Source organism: Flexivirga aerilata (assembly GCF_013002715.1).
GTDB lineage: Bacteria > Actinomycetota > Actinomycetes > Actinomycetales > Dermatophilaceae > Flexivirga > Flexivirga aerilata.
This window is the reverse complement of record NZ_JABENB010000001.1, coordinates 646,454-661,588: the sequence shown is the minus strand read 5'-3', so window position 1 is coordinate 661,588 and position 15,135 is coordinate 646,454. Positions and strand designations below refer to the sequence as shown.

Sequence of the window (15,135 nt, the reverse complement as noted above, 5' to 3'; positions counted from 1 at the left end):
TGAACTACTTGTCGTACCAGTCGAGCACCGTCGCCACTGGGGACGCTCCACTCACCTGCACACCGCCGATCGTCGGCTGTGAGTAATAGAAGACCGGGGTGTGCGCGACCGGCGCGAACCAGGCGTTCTCGACCAGCCAGTCCTCCATCTGCACGTTGAGCTTGCCGCGGTCGGCGGGAGCAGCGGCCGCTGCCTTGTCGTAGAGCGAAATCAGCTCCGGGGACTTGGTTGCGAAACCGTTGAACACCTTGGCCTGCGGCAGGAAGAGGCCCTGCCCCATGATGTACATCGGCTGGGAGCCGTATCCGACAGCGACCGCCGGCCACTTCTTGTTGGTTGCCCCGGTGATGTACGACTGAGAGTCGGAGACGTAGTTGGGCTTGAGCCGGATGCCCACCTTGGCAAGTTGGGGCACCAGTGCCTCGGTCAGCGAGTCGATTCCGGCGAAGTGGACCGACAGCACCGGCAGGTCGAAACCGTTCGGATAGCCGGCCTGGGCAAGCAATTGCTTGGCCTTGGCGGGGTCGAACGGGTAGCGTCCTGCAGCCTTTTCGGAGTATCCGTCCATGCCCTTGACCGAGGGCTGGTCCGTCGGGATCCCGTAGTCACCGAGTAGCGCGGAGGTGATCGACTTGCGGTCGATCGCGTAGTTGATGGCTTGCCGGACCCGGACGTCGCCGAGCGGCTTGCTCACCTGGCCACCGCGATCGATCAGGTTCAGCCCGGCCCAGACGAATGGCACCCAGCTGACGTCGAGGCTTGCCGCCTTGGCCTGCTTGGCCGTGCTGAAGTCGCCTGCCGCAACCTGAACCTGCTTTGTTTTCAACGCGTTCAACGCTGCCTGCGGGTTCGTCATCACCTTGACGACGATCTTTTTGTAGTGCTGTCGCTCAGATTTGGCGTAGTAGTTCGGATTGGCGGTGTATGCGTAGTGGTCACCAGGCACACTGGCCTTCGGGTCGTAGATATACGCGCCCGCACCGGCACTCTGGCTTCCCGTGGTCAGGGAGCCGATCTTCGACAGGCCCTTTGGGCTGATGATCTCGCCGACGCCGTAGTCCTGGGTGAGCATGTTCGGCAGCATTGGGTTCGGTGCGCTCAGTTTGATCGTCAGGTGGGTCGGATCGGTGACAGTGATCGACGAGACCGTCGCGAGATACTGCGCCTGGTTGGACTTGGCGCCCTTGATGTATTCCAGTGACTTCTTGACCGCGTCGGCAGTCACCGGGTCGCCGTCGGCGAACTTGACGCCCGAGCGCAGGGTGATGTTCATCGTGGTGTTGCCGTCGGCCAGCTTCCACTCCGAAGCCAGCGCCGGTTGCAGCTTGCCGGAGGAGTCCCGATAGATGAGCGGTTCGTAGGCGAGCGTCGTATAGGTGACGAACGCGGTGTCCACGGTGGCCGGGTTCATCCCGGTGGCCGGAGCCTGGACCGCGACGGTGAGAGTGTCGCCAACCTTGCCGGCACCGCTCCCGCTCGCGCCCCCCGAGGTGCTGCCGCTGCTCGTGCAAGCGGCGACTGTCATGGATGCCGCGAGGCCGGCAGCGGCGACCAACACTGTCCGGCGGTGAACGAGTCGTGTCGACATCTGCCGACCTCCCTGCTGCTCTGAAGGATGTGACCGGGGCCACAGTGCCCCCAATGTGACGCGCCCGGCGGCGGCGTGTCAAGAGTTTCACCTAAAGCACTTTGCAAAGTGGATCGGCGGGCGCATGATGTGCGCATGTCGTGGCTGAGGGACCGATTCGCAAGCCGGTTGGGTCTGCCGGCGGCCGAGAATGCGATCCGCACCGAGCGTGACCTACGCATCCCGATGCGCGACGGCGCCGTCCTGCTCGCCGATCGCTGGTATCCGGTCGATGATGAGCGAGCACCGCTGGTGATCTGCCGCACGCCATACGGCCGCTATCCCGAGCCGCGCGAGGCCGCCCTCTTCGCCGAACGCGGCATGCAGATGCTCGTCGTCAGCTGTCGCGGCACATTCGGCTCCGAAGGCACCTGGGCGCCCTTCGTCGACGAGGCAGGTGACGGGCGGGACACCCTTGGCTGGATCGAGCAACAGCCATGGTTCCCCGGCGCCGCGGTGCTCGCCGGCGCCAGCTACTCCGGGATCACGCAGTGGGCAGTCGCGTCTGACGCGCCGGAGTGGGTCGTGGGCTACTGCATGGCGGTCACCACCCGCAGCATGTATGACGGAGTGATCTATCCGCGCGGCGCGTTCAGTCTCGACACCGCGCTGACCTGGCTCTACGGCATCGAGCATCAGGAGACCAACCGTTGGCTGCGGCTGGCGCGCGGCTTCACGATCACCGCGCCGCTCGTCCGACGGGCAGCTTCCGTCCTGCCGATCGGCGGGGCTGACCGCAAGTTGGTGGGTCACCAAATCGACTGCTATCAGGACTGGTTGGCGCACCCCGATGCCGACGATCCGTGGTGGCGGCCGTTGGATTTCACCCCGGCGCTTGAGGGAATGCGCCCACTGGTGATGACCTCCGGCTGGTATGACCTCTTCCTCGAGGCACAGCTGCGGGACGTCGTTGCGTTGCAGGCAGCCGGAGTCCCGGTGCGGATGGCGGTCGGACCCTGGCAGCACAGCAGCCCTGGGCTGGCTGCCGAGACGATCAGGCAGTGGCTCGACTTCGCACGGGCGAGACTGGGTTCGGAGCCAGCACCCGAGCCGGAGACGTGTTTCACCGTGCAAGTGATGGGCTCTGGCGAACGTCGGGAGTACTCACAGTGGCCGCCACCGTTCGCGGGTCAGACGTGGTTCCTGCACGGGGACGAAAGGCTGCGGTTGCAGCCACCGTCGCACGATGCCACGACCACCTACGACTACAACCCGCTGGACCCGACGCCCAATTGCGGTGGCAGGACCCTGAATTCGTTCAACGGAGCCGCGAAGGACCAGCGCATACGCGAGCAACGTGACGATGTGCTGATCTGGACAAGCCCACCCATGACCAGCGATCACACGGTCATCGGCACCGTCGAGGTCGAGTTGCGAATCGCCTCCGACCTCGCGGACGTCGACTACTTCGTTCGGTTGTGCGACGTGTCGCCGCGAGGTAGATCGCGGAACATCACCGACGGCCTCATCCGGCGCTGTCCGAGCAGTCCGCTGGACGAAGGGGACGGCGCCGCAACCATCCGGTTGACGCTGGCGCCCACCGCGCACTGCTTCCGCGCCGGACACGCGATCCGGCTTCAGGTCAGCAGCGGCGCCCACCCCATCGTCGCTCGCAACCTCGGCACCGGCGAGCCGGTCGGCACGTCCGAGACTGCGCGCACTTCACATCATGTGCTCCACGTGCTCGGCTCGAAGCTCACCGTGCCGGTGGTCGATTGAGCGTGGCTACGCCGGATAGGTGATCCGTCCGTCCGCGCCGACGACCGGCGTCGCACCCCAGGCGCCGAGCTCGTGGTCACGACTCGAGCCGTCGGGCATCAGGTCGTGCACGGTCCAGCCGGCGGCGGCGAGCGTATTCGCGATCAGGGACCGATGACAACGCCACGGCATGGGTTCGCCGCACATGATCGCGACCCGATGAGTGCTCGCCAGGTCGATGAGTTCTGCTATGCCTGAGGCATATTCGTCGCTCAGCGTGTAGTCGGCGTAGTTCTTGAAGCTGGGGTTCTGCCAGCCGGCGTTGATTTCGGGGTCGACGTCCTGGCGGGGCCGTCGTCCGCCGAGGGTCGGCAGATGTAGGTAACCGATGCCGGCATCGGCAAGCCACTGTGCCATGGTGTCGCTGTCGAACTGTGGGCTGCGCCGCGAGCCCGCCTGGGCGCGCACGTCCGCGACAAGGTCGATGTCGTGCCGGCGCAGCGTCGCGAGGAAGGCGGGGATCGGCTGAGTCCAGTGCCCGATCGTCCAGATGTGTGAGCAGCTCACGTCATACGGAGCGGGTCAGTCGATCCGGTGCAACGCGCTGCCCTTGTGCATCGCGATGTGATCGGTCTTGTCGCTCTGGATCGAATACTGTGGGTTATCCGGGCTGCAGCGGCGCAGATGACCCTTGTATTCCGTGTCATGTGTGTGCTTTTCGATGATCACCCCGCTGACCTCACCGGCCTCGGAGTTCCACCGCACGTGGTCGCCCACGCGGAAGTCGTCACTCATCGCACCTCCGAATGGTTGTCGAGGCCCCTAAGTCTAGGGATAGCGAGGGGCCCATTCGGTCTCCGTCTGCGGCAGGCTCGCGCGCATGGACAACTCCAGTGAGCAGAGGGACGGACGACTTGGCCGACGGGGCTTCCTCGGGGCGGCCGCGATCGGTGCGGGAGCACTCTCGATCGGAGGTATGACGCAGCCCGCGACGGCGGCACCGGCGACGAAGGATCACGGCGGCCGCTTCCGATACGGTGCCGATGTCGCCGCGGCGGAGGCTGGAAGGTCTTCTCCGGCCAGCGCATTGGCGTGATCACCAACCCGACCTGGGTGGTCCGGGACGGACTGCGCAGCATCGTCGATGTGATGGTCGAGTCCGGAAAGGTCGAGATAGGAGGCGTTTTCGGCCCGGAGCACGGTTTCCGTGGCACCGCGCAGGCCGGCGAGGCCGAAGACAAGGACGGTTTCACCTCGGGCGTCGGCCTGGACAAGATCGCCCAGCAGCACGGGATGACTGCGGGTGAGCTGGCCCGCTTCTACAACGGTGAGTTCATGCCGCGGGTTGCCGGCCGTCCCGTGCAGGACCTGGCCGTGGTGCAGGTGCAGGGTTGGTCGCCGGGCGAGTTGTTCGCCGACACCGGTGCACCGTGGATCATGCCGTCACCCAACCTGCCGACGCCGGACACTGCCCTGCTCTATCCGGGACTTGGCATGTTCGAGGCGACCAATCTGTCGGAGGGCCGCGGCACCACCAGGCCGTTCGAGTTGATTGGTGCGCCATACGTGGATTACCGCTGGGCGCAACGACTTTCGGGCGAGCAACTGCCGGGGGTTGAGTTCCGGGAGGCCTACTTCAATCCGACGTTCTCCAAGAACGAGGGCAAGGTGTGTGGCGGTGTTCAGGTGCACATCGCTGATCCGCAGCGGGTCGACGCCATACGCACCGCGACGACGATGATGACGACCTTGCGCGACCTCTACGCCGAGTTCGATTGGCGCGGTGACGCCGGCCGCTGGATCAACCTGCTCACCGGATCGGTCCGCTTCCTGCGGATGTTCGCCGCCGGCGACAGCGCGGCTCAGATCGTCGCCGCGTGGCAGCCCGAACTGCGCGCGTTCGATCGCACCCGACGGCAGTACCTGCTCTACAAGCGCTGAGCTGGCTATTTACTGACCGAGCGGTCTGTATTACCGTATGGCGGGCCAGGCACCCGACCCGCAACGGAGATCTCCCATGAGTGCAGTCCTGCCGAGTTACGTCGCGGGCCGTTGGTTCGCACCCGACGACGGCGTGCCGCTCCTCGACGCGAGCACCGGCGAGGAGATCGTGCGCGTCTCCAGCTCCGGCCTCGACTTCGCTGCGATGGTCGACTACGCGCGTCAGATCGGGGGACCGGCGATCCGGGCGCTCACCTTCCACGAGCGCGCAGCGCGACTCAAGGCGCTCGCCAAGGCGCTCTCGGAGCGAGCCGTCAAGGACGCCTTCTACGATCTGTCCTTCCGGACCGGCGCCACGCAGCGCGACTCGATGGTCGACATCGACGGTGGCATCGGCACCTTGTTCGCCTATGCCAGCAAGGGCACGCGGGAGCTGCCCGACGGCAAGGTCGTGCTCGACGGTCCGGTCGAACCTCTAGGAAAGGGAGGCAGTTTCGTCGGTCAGCACGTCTTCGTGTCGCGACCCGGAGTGGCCGTGCAGATCAACGCCTTCAACTTTCCCGTCTGGGGGATGCTCGAGAAGCTCGCGCCGGCCTTCCTCGCCGGACTGCCGTCCATCGTCAAGCCCGCGAGCCAGACCGCCTACCTCACCGAGGCCGTCGTGCGGCAGATCATCGACTTCGGTCTGCTGCCGGCAGGGTCTCTGCAGTTGGTCAGTGGCTCGGCCGGCAACCTGCTCGACCACCTCGGGCCGCAGGACTCGGTCGCCTTCACCGGCTCCGCGCACACCGCCGACATCCTGCGGCAGCACCCGTCGGTGCTGCACGGGGGAGTGCGGCTCGGTGTCGAGGCCGACTCGCTCAACTGCTCGGTGCTCGGCACCGACGTGTCCGTGGACGACCCCGAGTTCGAGCTGTTCGTGAAGGGCGTCGTCACCGAGATGACCGTCAAGGCCGGGCAGAAGTGCACCGCCATACGACGGGCGATCGTGCCGGCCGCGATCGCCGACGACGTCGTCGCCGCGATCAGCGACCGCCTCGCGAAGGTCACGGTCGGCAAGCCGGACGCCGACGGCGTGCGCATGGGCGCGCTCGCCTCGCTCGCCCAGCGCGACGAGGTGCGCAAGGCCGTCGAGGCACTGCGCACGTCCGCCGACATCGTCTTCGGCGACCCCGACCGGGTCGACGTGGTCGGCGCCGACGCCGAGTCCGGCGCGTTCATCTCGCCGGTGCTGCTCCGCGCGCACGAGGGCGCCCGCGAGGTGCACGACGTCGAGCCGTTCGGCCCGGTCAGCACCGTCATCAGTTACGAAACCCTTGACGAGGCAATCGATCTCGCGGCTCGCGGCAAGGGCAGCCTCGCCGGGTCGGTGATCACCCACGACCCGGAGGTCGCGCGCACGATCGTGCTCGGCCTCACCCCGTGGCACGGCCGCATCCTGGTGCTCGACCGGGACGACGCCGGCGAATCGACCGGGCACGGGTCGCCGTTGCCGATGCTGGTGCACGGCGGCCCCGGTCGCGCGGGCGGCGGCGAGGAGCTCGGCGGCATCCGCGGGGTGCTGCACCACATGCAGCGCACCGCGATCCAGGGGTCGCCCGACATGGTCACCGCGATCGGCGGTCGCTGGACCACCGGTGCTCAGCGGCGCGAAGACGGCATACATCCCTTCCGAAAGAGCCTGGCGGAGTTGAAGATCGGCGACACGATCAGCAGCGACGCCCGAGAGGTGACGCGGGAGGACATCGCCACCTTCGCCGACTTCACCGGCGACACCTTCTATGCGCACACCGACCCCGAGGCAGCCGCCGCCAACCCGCTCTTCGGTGGCATCGTCGCCCACGGCTACCTCGTCGTCTCGCTCGCCGCAGGCCTCTTCGTCGAGCCGCACCCGGGACCCGTGCTCGCCAACTTCGGCGTCGACAACCTGCGCTTCCTCACCCCGGTGAAGGCCGGCGACAGCATCGCGGTGACGCTGTCGGTCAAGCAGATCACCCCGCGGCTCAGTGCCGACTACGGCGAGGTGCGGTGGGACGCGGTCGTGAGCAACGCCGACGGTGACCCCGTAGCGACGTATGACGTGCTCACCCTCGTCGCAAAGACCTGGCCGCAGGACGCCTGACGGGCACCCGCTTCCGCGAGGGCGACGTGTGAGGTTAGCCTTACCTACATGTCACCGCTGCATGCTCGTACATCTCGTCGCGCCCTCCTCGCCGGCACCGCCGCGCTCATCGCCTGCGGACTCACCGCCTGCGGCTCGTCATCCGGGGGGAGCGCCGGCGCATCGGCCGCCGGATCCGCCGGCAACGGCGCGTCGTTCACGCCCGTCACGATCAAGAGCGCGCTCGGCGACGCCACGATCGCAGCGAAGCCGAAGCGGGTGGTCACCCTCGGGCAGGGCTCGGCCGAGACCGCGATCGCGCTCGGCGTGACGCCGGTCGGCATCGAGTCCTACCCGTGGGGCAGCGACCCGAAGACCGGCTACCTGCCCTGGATCTACGACGCGGTCAAGGCGAAGAACGGCACGCTGCCGAAGCAGTTCACCGGCGGCACCGAGCTCGACATCGAGTCGATCCTCGAGCTCGACCCCGACGTGATCCTCGCCCCGTGGTCGGGCATCACCCAGGCGCAATACGACAAGCTCAAGGACATCGCGCCGACGGTGGCCTACCCCGACAAGGCGTGGAGCACCGACTGGGATCAGCAGATCACCACCATCGGCAAGGCGCTCGGTGAGCCGGAGAAGGCCAAGAGCCTGATCGGCACGATCGACAGCCAACTCGCCGGCGTCGCCAAGCAGCACCCGAAGTATGCCGACACCAGCTTCGTCTACACCTACACCGACGGACCGGGCACGCTCGGCGTCTTCCTGCCGACCGAGCAGCGCTCGGCGATGCTGTCGAAGATGGGACTCAAGGTCGACCCGGTCGTGAAGACCTTGAAGGAGAAGGACGGCACCGACTCCGCCGTCATCGGCCTGGAGAACGCCGACAAGATCTCGAGCGCCGACCTGATGTTCACCTTCTACTCCGACGCCAAGACCAAGAAGAGCATCGAGGCGCAGCCGCTCTACGCGAAAATCCCTGCCGTCAAACGGGGCTCGGTGGTGACCAGCGACGACCCGTCATTCGTCACGGCTTCCTCGATGATCAACCCCCTCACCGTGCCGTGGGTGATCAAGCGTTACCCGCCGATGATCGACGCGGCCATCGCGAAGGTTGGCTGACACCCGCACGCTCACCCGGCAGGAAGCCCCGGCCACGGGCTTCCTGCCGTGGCGCGTGCCCGCCCCCGTCGCACTCACCGCACTCCTCGGGCTGCTGTTCGTCGCGGTGCTGCTCAGCCTCGCCGTCGGCTCGAAAGCCTTGTCGTTCGGGCAGATCTGGACCGCGGCCGGTGGCGGCGGACCCGAGCACGTGCGCGACGTGCTCGGCAGCCGCGTCCCACGCACCGTCCTCGGGCTCCTGGTCGGCGCATGCCTGGCCGTCGCCGGCGTGGTGATGCAGGGTCTGTCCCGCAACCCCCTCGGCGACCCGGGGCTGCTCGGTGTCAACGCCGGTGCCGCCACCGGCATCGTCGTCTCGACGGCCTTCCTGCACCTGCCGGGCAGCCCCACCTGGGCGGCGCTGCCCGGCGCGTTCCTGGCCATGCTGATCATGACCACGATGGGGTCCGGGCGCCGCGGGGTGGTGCCGGTGCGGCTCGTGCTCTCCGGCGCGGTGGTGACCGCTGTGCTGACGGCGGTCATCCAGGCGATCACCCTCACGCACCCGAATGCCTTTGACGACTATCGCTATTGGGCCGTCGGCTCGCTCGCCGGCGGTGGTGCAGACGTCGTCGAGATCCTGCCCTGGGCGGTCGTCGGACTGGTGGTCGCGGGCCTGCTCGCCACGTCGCTCAACGCGCTCGCGCTGGGCGAGGAGATGGCGATGTCGCTCGGCTCCAATCCGGCGGTGACCCGCTGGGCGGGCATCGCCGCGGCCACGGTGCTGTCCGCGGCCGCCACCTCCGCCGCCGGCCCGATCGCCTTCGTCGGTCTTGCCGTGCCGCATCTGGCCCGGGCCGTCGTGGGCCCGGATCACCGGTGGCAGCTGCCCGCGGCACTGCTCATCGGGCCGAGCCTGCTCCTGGTGGCCGACGTCGCCGGTCGCCTGCTGCTGCGTCCGCAGGAGCTGCAGGTCGGGGTGGTCACGGCCTTCGTCGGAGCGCCCGTGTTGCTGTGGCTGGTGCGCCGCACGGCGGGTGAGTCGTCGTGAGCGCCGCCAACGGGCTGTCCACCCGTCGCGTCGGTATGCCGGGCCGGCTCGTCCTGCACGTGCGCCCGCGTGCCGTCCTGGTCGGCGTGTGCACGCTGGCGCTGCTGCTCGTCCTGGCAGTGCTCAGCCTGACGATGGGTCGGCTCGGCATACCGTTGGGGGAGTTGTGGACTGCGCTCAGCGGGCATGCCGACGGCAAGGAGAAGTTCGTCTTTGAGGAGCTGCGCGGGCCGCGCCTGTCCGTGGCGATCGGCGCCGGCGCGGCGCTCGGCGTCTCCGGCCTGCTCTTCCAGTCCGGCACCCGCAACCCACTGGCCAGCCCCGATGTCGTCGGTATGACGGCGGGCGCCGGCGCAGGAGCCGTCGTGGCAACGCTATGGATCCCGTTGCTACCGCTGGGAGTCGGCGCATTCGCCGGAGCTGCGGCCGCCGCGGGCCTGGTCTATCTGTCGACCGGCAGCGGCTTCGCGGTGCCCAGCCGCATCATCCTGGCGGGGGTCGGCGTCTCGGCGATGGCGACGGCCTTCATCCAATACGTCGTCATGATCAAGGACCAGGACGAATCCCTTTCGCTGGCAGGCTATCTCGCCGGCACGCTCTCCGCGCGCACCTGGGGGCAGGCGCAGTTCGTCGGGTGGGCATGCCTCGTGCTGCTGCCGTGCGCGCTCGCGCTCGGCCCGCGTCTGCGGCTCATGGAGCTCGGCGACGCCATGACCGACTCGCTCGGAGCGCGCGCGGGCGCGACGCGCAGTCTCGCCATCCTGATCGCGGTCGCGCTGTGCGCCGCAGCGGTCAGCGCCGCCGGGCCGATCGCTTTCGTCGCGCTCACCGCGCCGCAGATCGCCCGCCGGCTGGTCGGCGGACCACAAGGCGCAGTAGTGATTTCGGCGCTGACCGGCGCGGTGATCCTCGCCGGAGCCGACCTGTGGGTGCAGCAGGCGGGCTGGCTCGGCGACCTGCCCGTCGGCATCCTCACCGCCGCGCTCGGCGGCGTCTACCTCGGTGCCCTGCTCGTGAAGGAATGGAAGAAGGGAAGCGCATGAACAGGCTGGCCGCGCGGGACCTCACGCTCTCCTACGGCAACCGGGTGGTGTGCCGCGACTTGACCATCGACCTGCCGGACGCTGCCGTGACCGCCGTGATCGGCCCCAACGGCTGTGGCAAGTCGACGCTGCTCAAGGCGCTCGGCCGCGTGCTGACCCCGACCTCCGGGCAGGTGCTGCTGGGCGGGCGGCCGGCATCGTCATACAAGACGAAGGAGGCGGCGCGGATCGTCGCGATGCTGCCGCAGACGCCGGTCGTCCCGGAGCAGATCACCGTGCGAGATCTGGTGGGGCGTGGGCGTTTTCCCTATCACTCGCTGCTGCGGCAGTGGTCGCCCGACGACGACGAGGCGGTGCACGGCGCGATGGAACGGGCCGGCGTCGCGGGCCTCGCGGCGCGTCCGGTCGCCGAGCTGTCCGGAGGGCAGCGGCAGCGCGTGTGGCTCGCCATGGTGGTCGCCCAGCGCACCCCGGTGCTGCTGCTCGACGAACCGACGACCTACCTCGACGTCGCGCACCAATATGAGGTGCTCGACCTGTGCCGTGACCTGCGCGACCTGGGCATCACCGTGGTCGCGGTGCTGCACGACCTCAACCAGGCTGCGCGCTACGCCGATCAGCTGGTCGTGATGAGGGCCGGGGAGGTCGTCGCGCAGGGCGCTCCGGGCGAGGTGCTCACCGCGGGCCTCGTGCAGGAGGTGTTCGAGCTCGCGAGCACCGTCATACCGGATCCGGAGACGGGGACCCCGATGGTGGTGCCGCATGCCCGGGCCGGTGCCGGCCCGGCGACCGATCGAAGCGATGCACCATGGGCGGCAGCACCAGCAACATCCCCGTCGTCCAGGTGAGATGTATGACGACCGGGCCCACGACGTCGCCGGTCGCGCGGCGGTCGAGAGCGGTGATCGTGCCGAGCACCGACGCGGCGAAGACCAGCATCGGGTTGCCGGTGGCACAGGTGACGAGCGTGTAGATCGCGGTGCTCGTGGCCACCGGGTGCAGACCGCGCACGTCGACCGCGTCATAGAGGGGGCCACGGAAGAAGAGCTCCTCGGTGGCGCCGGTGATCAGTGCCAGCCCGATGACCACGGGGAGAGAGCCGTGGCGCGCATGGTCGACAACGGCTCGAATCTCGTCTCGTAGCAACGGAATCCGGGTGGTCACGACTGCGCCGGTGGAGAAGACGGCGACAGCGCCGGCGCCGATGAGGGCAGGCTGCACGACCGACGTGGTCAGGCTGTTCGGCCGGATCAGGCGCGACAGCAGGCGGGGAGACCCGGCGACGGCGCCCGCCGACCAGGTCGCGGCGAGCACGAGCGACCAGCGCCGGAATTTCGGGCCACCGGCGGGGCTGGTGATCGCAGTGCGCAGCACCGGCGTCCCGACGGCGATGGTTGCCGCGCTGGCCCAGCGCGCCCGGCGCAGGTGTGCCGCCGGGCGGGCACGGAGCGCCCAGCGAGCCACGGATTCGACCAACGGAGCCACGCGGTCACTGTGGCACACCGCCAACGGGTCCGACGCCATCCGTTCGGGTGAGGCATGAGCTGTCGCCGTGCCGTAGCTTGCTCGATGTGACTACCCCGACGCGTCAGCGCGTGCTGGTGACCGGTGCGAGCGGCTATGTGGGTGGACGACTCATCCCCTACCTGCTCGAGCAGGGCCACCAGGTGCGCGCCGCCTTCCTGCCCGACGAGGACGCCGAGCGCTTCCCGTGGTCCGACCAGGTCGAGATCGTCCGGATGGACGCCCTCGACCCCGACTCGGTCGCCGCTGCCATCGACGGCGTCGGCGCCGTCTACTACCTGATCCACGGAATGGGCGGCGACGACTTCGTCGCCAAGGACCGGCAGAGCGCGCAGATCATGGCGCAGGCGGCGCGGGCTGCCGGGGTCGAGCGGCTGATCTACCTGTCGGGCATCGTCCCCGACGTCGACGACCCCGACGAGCTGTCCGACCACATCACCTCGCGTCGTGAGGTGGAACAGATCCTGACCGACTCCGGGATCCACACCGTCGCGCTCCGCGCCGCGATCCTGTTGGGGAGTGCTTCCACGTCATACGAGATCGTCCGGCAGGTCTCCGAACGCCTTCCCGTGCAAGCGATTCCGACGTGGATGGACTCCCGGGTGCAGCCGATCGCCGTCGACGACGCGCTCGGGGCACTGGTGGGCGCGCTGTCGGTCGAGGGCAATTCGCGCTCCTACGACATCGGCGGTCCGGAGGTGCTCACCTACGCCCAGTTGCTCGACCGGTTTGCCGCCGTCGCCGGCATCGACCGCAAACAGCTGAAGGTGCCGCTGGTGCCTACCGCGGTCGTCGGCAAACTCACCGGCCTGATCACCGACGTGCCCGCGCCGACGGTCGAGGCCCTGGTGGAGAGCCTGCACCACGACATGGTCGTCCACGAGGACGACTTCCTCACCGACCTGCTGCCGGAGGGGCACGCACTCACCACGCTCGACGACGCGCTGCGCCGGGCCAGGGGTGACGCCGGCGGCACCGGTGACCCTGAGCAGACGGACGACCCGCTCGCGCCACGCCCGACCGACCCCGATTGGGCCGGTTCCCGCGACCGCTGAGCATCCCTGGTTAAGGTGCCCCCAAAGATCTGACCCGCGTTGCACACGAAAGGAATTCGGCAATGTCCGCCCCTTACGACAACGATCCCCAGCACGCCGACCGCGTCCGTGCCGACGAGCGCCTGGCCGGCCGCGACACCCGCGACGTCCGCGACACCCGCGATGTGCGTGACACCCGCGATGTCCGCGACGAGCGCCCGGTCGAGCGCGGCGGTCACGGCGGTTTCGTCGCCGGCCTGGCGATCGCGGCCATCCTGCTGATCGTCGTGCTGATCTTCGTGGCGCAGAACTCCGCGAGCACGACGATCAGCTTCTTCGGCTGGGAGGGCACCGTCTCCCTCGCGGTCGCGCTGGTCGCGGCGTTCCTCGCCGGTGTGCTGCTCGTGGCGATCCCCGGCTACCTGCGGGTGCTGCAGCTGAAGCACCGGGTGCGCAAGCTGCGCTGACCGCCGGCCGGGCCAGTCGCCCGGCAGGGCTTCGGCAGGAGCGCGATCCCCGCGCGACGGCCCGTCATAGGCTGTCGATCGATGACCATCGCGCAGGGAACACCGACCGGGCACGCCGATCCCAACCGCTGGCGGGCGCTCGCCGTCTGCCTCGTCGCCGGGTTCATGACCCTGCTCGACGTGAGCATCGTCAACGTCGCGCTGCCGAGCATCCGTGCAGGACTCGGCGCCGGGCCGAACGCCCTCTCCTGGGTGGTGTCCGGCTACGCGCTGGCCTTCGGGTTGCTGCTCGTGCCGGCCGGCCGCATCGGCGACGCGCGCGGCCGGCGGCCGACGCTGATCATCGGGCTGGCGGTCTTCACCCTGGCCAGCGCGGCGTGCGGGTTTGCCCCCAACGCAACCCTTTTGGTCGCGGGCCGCGTCATACAGGGCCTGGGTGGGGGACTGGTCAGCCCGACGATCAGCGGACTGATCCAGTCGATGTTCCAGGGCGCCGAGCGGGCCAAGGCGTTCGGTCTCTTCGGGGCGACGGTCGGCATCTCCACGGCGATCGGTCCGCTGGCGGGCGGTGTGCTGATCCAGGTGTTCGGCACCGAGAACGGTTGGCGTTCGGTGTTTTTCGTCAACCTGCCGATCGGTGCGCTCGCGATCCTGCTGGCCCTGCGCTGGGTGCCGCACCACAAGAGGCTGCGCGGCGAGGCCTCCCGTGACGACCTCGACCCGGTCGGCGTCGTGCTGCTCGGTCTGGCCGTGCTGCTGGTGATCCTGCCGTTCATCGAGCAGGAGTCGTGGCAATCCAACCTGCGCCTGCTGCTCTTCCCGGCGGCCGCGCTGATGCTCGGTGCCTTCATCTGGTGGGAGCGGCGCCATGCCGCCGCCGGTCACGTGCCGGTGGTCGACTTCCGTCTCTTCACACGCTCGAGCTTCTCGATGGGTGTCGCGCTCGGCACGCTCTACTTCGCCGGTTTCACCGGGATCTTCTTCATCTACGCGCAGACCTTGCAGGAGGGGCTCGGCTACAGCGCGCTCGAATCCGGGCTTGCGGCAACGCCGTTCGCGGTCGGGTCGGCAGTCGCCGCGGCCCTCGGCGGCCGCCTGGTGACCAGGTATGGGCGGCCGCTCGTGGTCGTCGGTCTGGTCGGCATCCTCGTCGGCACGATCGCCCTCGCGATCGTCGCGCACCAGGTGCACGGCAGCGACCTCGGCTGGGCGGGCGCGCTGCCGATGCTGATCGGCGGTCTCAGCAGCGGCCTGGTGATCAGCCCCAACCTCACGCTCACTGTCTCCGAGGTGCCGGTCCGGCAGGCCGGCGTCGCCGGTGGCGTGCTGCAGACGGGTCAGCGCATCGGCTCGGCGGCCGGCATCGCGATCACCGGAAGCGTCTTCTACGGCGTCCTCGCGGCCGGCGGCCGGCCCGATTTCTCCACCGCTCTCGTGCACGGGCTGATCAGTGTCGCCGCCTTCGTCGGCGCGTCGCTGCTGGTCGGACTCGCCGACATCGCGACCGCGGGCCGTCGTCGCGCCTGAAGCGTCGGCCCCACGGGG

Annotated in this window: 14 protein-coding genes and 1 pseudogene; 11 read left to right on the top strand and 4 right to left on the bottom strand. The window is 68.8% G+C overall.

Translation table 11 applies throughout. From position 1 onward, the window contains the following. Positions 1 to 4: 4 nt before the first annotated feature. Positions 5 to 1,588 carry an ABC transporter substrate-binding protein gene (locus tag HJ588_RS03110; protein ID WP_171151838.1) on the bottom strand — a complete coding sequence of 528 codons (1,584 nt, stop codon included), beginning with the start codon at positions 1,586 to 1,588 and terminating at the stop codon, positions 5 to 7. Positions 1,589 to 1,723: 135 nt separating this feature from the next. Here HJ588_RS03110 and HJ588_RS03105 point away from each other — a divergent pair, with 135 nt between their 5' ends. Beyond that, the gene (locus HJ588_RS03105) at positions 1,724 to 3,346 is read left to right on the top strand and encodes a CocE/NonD family hydrolase (protein ID WP_171151836.1); all 1,623 of its coding nucleotides are present in this window, start codon (positions 1,724 to 1,726) and stop codon (positions 3,344 to 3,346) included. A 6-nt stretch (positions 3,347 to 3,352) separates the two neighbouring features. Here the strand turns inward: HJ588_RS03105 and HJ588_RS03100 are convergent, their stop codons facing one another. Beyond that, positions 3,353 to 3,892 (bottom strand): DUF488 family protein, encoded by a 540-nt coding sequence (locus HJ588_RS03100; protein WP_171151834.1) that lies wholly within the window; start codon positions 3,890 to 3,892, stop codon positions 3,353 to 3,355. A 15-nt stretch (positions 3,893 to 3,907) separates the two neighbouring features. Further along, on the bottom strand, positions 3,908 to 4,120 hold the full coding sequence (locus HJ588_RS03095) for a hypervirulence associated TUDOR domain-containing protein (RefSeq protein WP_171151832.1): 213 nt from the start codon (positions 4,118 to 4,120) through the stop codon (positions 3,908 to 3,910). Between the two features lie 85 nt (positions 4,121 to 4,205). On the opposite strand from HJ588_RS03095, the gene HJ588_RS20115 reads away from it, so the two are divergent. Genes HJ588_RS20115 through HJ588_RS03065 form a run of 7 tightly spaced genes read left to right on the top strand, consistent with a single transcriptional unit; the run spans position 4,206 to position 11,413 of the window. Further along, positions 4,206 to 4,421, top strand: coding sequence for a twin-arginine translocation signal domain-containing protein (locus tag HJ588_RS20115; protein WP_212755265.1), 216 nt, complete (start codon positions 4,206 to 4,208; stop codon positions 4,419 to 4,421). Continuing rightward, positions 4,418 to 5,266, top strand: coding sequence for an exo-beta-N-acetylmuramidase NamZ family protein (locus HJ588_RS03090; RefSeq protein WP_212755264.1), 849 nt, complete (start codon positions 4,418 to 4,420; stop codon positions 5,264 to 5,266). Before HJ588_RS20115 ends, HJ588_RS03090 begins: the two co-directional genes overlap by 4 nt. 37 nt (positions 5,267 to 5,303) lie before the next feature. Continuing rightward, the gene (gene paaZ / locus HJ588_RS03085; protein ID WP_425483527.1) at positions 5,304 to 7,388 is read left to right on the top strand and encodes a phenylacetic acid degradation bifunctional protein PaaZ; all 2,085 of its coding nucleotides are present in this window, start codon (positions 5,304 to 5,306) and stop codon (positions 7,386 to 7,388) included. A gap of 48 nt (positions 7,389 to 7,436) precedes the next feature. Then, positions 7,437 to 8,492: an iron-siderophore ABC transporter substrate-binding protein gene (locus HJ588_RS03080; protein ID WP_171151828.1), complete on the top strand. Its 1,056-nt coding sequence runs from the start codon at positions 7,437 to 7,439 to the stop codon at positions 8,490 to 8,492. Next, entirely contained in the window at positions 8,485 to 9,522 is a 1,038-nt protein-coding gene (locus tag HJ588_RS03075) for a FecCD family ABC transporter permease (RefSeq protein ID WP_212755263.1), read from the top strand. Before HJ588_RS03080 ends, HJ588_RS03075 begins: the two co-directional genes overlap by 8 nt. After that, positions 9,519 to 10,565 (top strand): FecCD family ABC transporter permease, encoded by a 1,047-nt coding sequence (locus tag HJ588_RS03070; RefSeq protein WP_343036573.1) that lies wholly within the window; start codon positions 9,519 to 9,521, stop codon positions 10,563 to 10,565. The genes HJ588_RS03075 and HJ588_RS03070 overlap by 4 nt, the downstream gene beginning before the upstream one ends. Then, on the top strand, positions 10,562 to 11,413 hold the full coding sequence (locus HJ588_RS03065; protein WP_171151826.1) for an ABC transporter ATP-binding protein: 852 nt from the start codon (positions 10,562 to 10,564) through the stop codon (positions 11,411 to 11,413). The genes HJ588_RS03070 and HJ588_RS03065 overlap by 4 nt, the downstream gene beginning before the upstream one ends. A 49-nt stretch (positions 11,414 to 11,462) precedes the next feature. Here the strand turns inward: HJ588_RS03065 and HJ588_RS19215 are convergent. Then, positions 11,463 to 12,089: pseudogene (locus HJ588_RS19215) on the bottom strand (CPBP family glutamic-type intramembrane protease); the annotation flags it as partial. A 47-nt stretch (positions 12,090 to 12,136) separates the two neighbouring features. On the opposite strand from HJ588_RS19215, the gene HJ588_RS03060 reads away from it, so the two are divergent. The 3 genes from HJ588_RS03060 to HJ588_RS03050 all read left to right on the top strand — a co-directional run bounded on the left by HJ588_RS03060 (position 12,137) and on the right by HJ588_RS03050 (position 15,117). Continuing rightward, positions 12,137 to 13,144 carry an NAD(P)H-binding protein gene (locus tag HJ588_RS03060; RefSeq protein WP_171151824.1) on the top strand — a complete coding sequence of 336 codons (1,008 nt, stop codon included), beginning with the start codon at positions 12,137 to 12,139 and terminating at the stop codon, positions 13,142 to 13,144. A gap of 62 nt (positions 13,145 to 13,206) precedes the next feature. Further along, positions 13,207 to 13,590, top strand: a complete 384-nt coding sequence (locus HJ588_RS03055) for a LapA family protein (RefSeq protein WP_171151822.1) — start codon at positions 13,207 to 13,209, stop codon at positions 13,588 to 13,590. Between the two features lie 81 nt (positions 13,591 to 13,671). Continuing rightward, the gene (locus tag HJ588_RS03050) at positions 13,672 to 15,117 is read left to right on the top strand and encodes an MFS transporter (protein ID WP_171151820.1); all 1,446 of its coding nucleotides are present in this window, start codon (positions 13,672 to 13,674) and stop codon (positions 15,115 to 15,117) included. Positions 15,118 to 15,135 lie beyond the last annotated feature (18 nt).

Excerpts from the sequence above, each read along its gene's own strand:
- HJ588_RS03110 (WP_171151838.1), bottom strand. The coding sequence starts at position 1,588 with ATGTCGACACGACTCGTTCACCGCCGGACAGTGTTGGTCGCCGCTGCC.
- HJ588_RS03105 (WP_171151836.1), top strand. The coding sequence starts at position 1,724 with ATGTCGTGGCTGAGGGACCGATTCGCAAGCCGGTTGGGTCTGCCGGCG.
- HJ588_RS03095 (WP_171151832.1), bottom strand. The coding sequence starts at position 4,120 with ATGAGTGACGACTTCCGCGTGGGCGACCACGTGCGGTGGAACTCCGAG.
- HJ588_RS20115 (WP_212755265.1), top strand. The coding sequence starts at position 4,206 with ATGGACAACTCCAGTGAGCAGAGGGACGGACGACTTGGCCGACGGGGC.
- paaZ (WP_425483527.1), top strand. The coding sequence starts at position 5,304 with ATGGCGGGCCAGGCACCCGACCCGCAACGGAGATCTCCCATGAGTGCA.
- HJ588_RS03080 (WP_171151828.1), top strand. The coding sequence starts at position 7,437 with ATGTCACCGCTGCATGCTCGTACATCTCGTCGCGCCCTCCTCGCCGGC.
- HJ588_RS03065 (WP_171151826.1), top strand. The coding sequence starts at position 10,562 with ATGAACAGGCTGGCCGCGCGGGACCTCACGCTCTCCTACGGCAACCGG.
- HJ588_RS03055 (WP_171151822.1), top strand. The coding sequence starts at position 13,207 with ATGTCCGCCCCTTACGACAACGATCCCCAGCACGCCGACCGCGTCCGT.
- HJ588_RS03050 (WP_171151820.1), top strand. The coding sequence starts at position 13,672 with ATGACCATCGCGCAGGGAACACCGACCGGGCACGCCGATCCCAACCGC.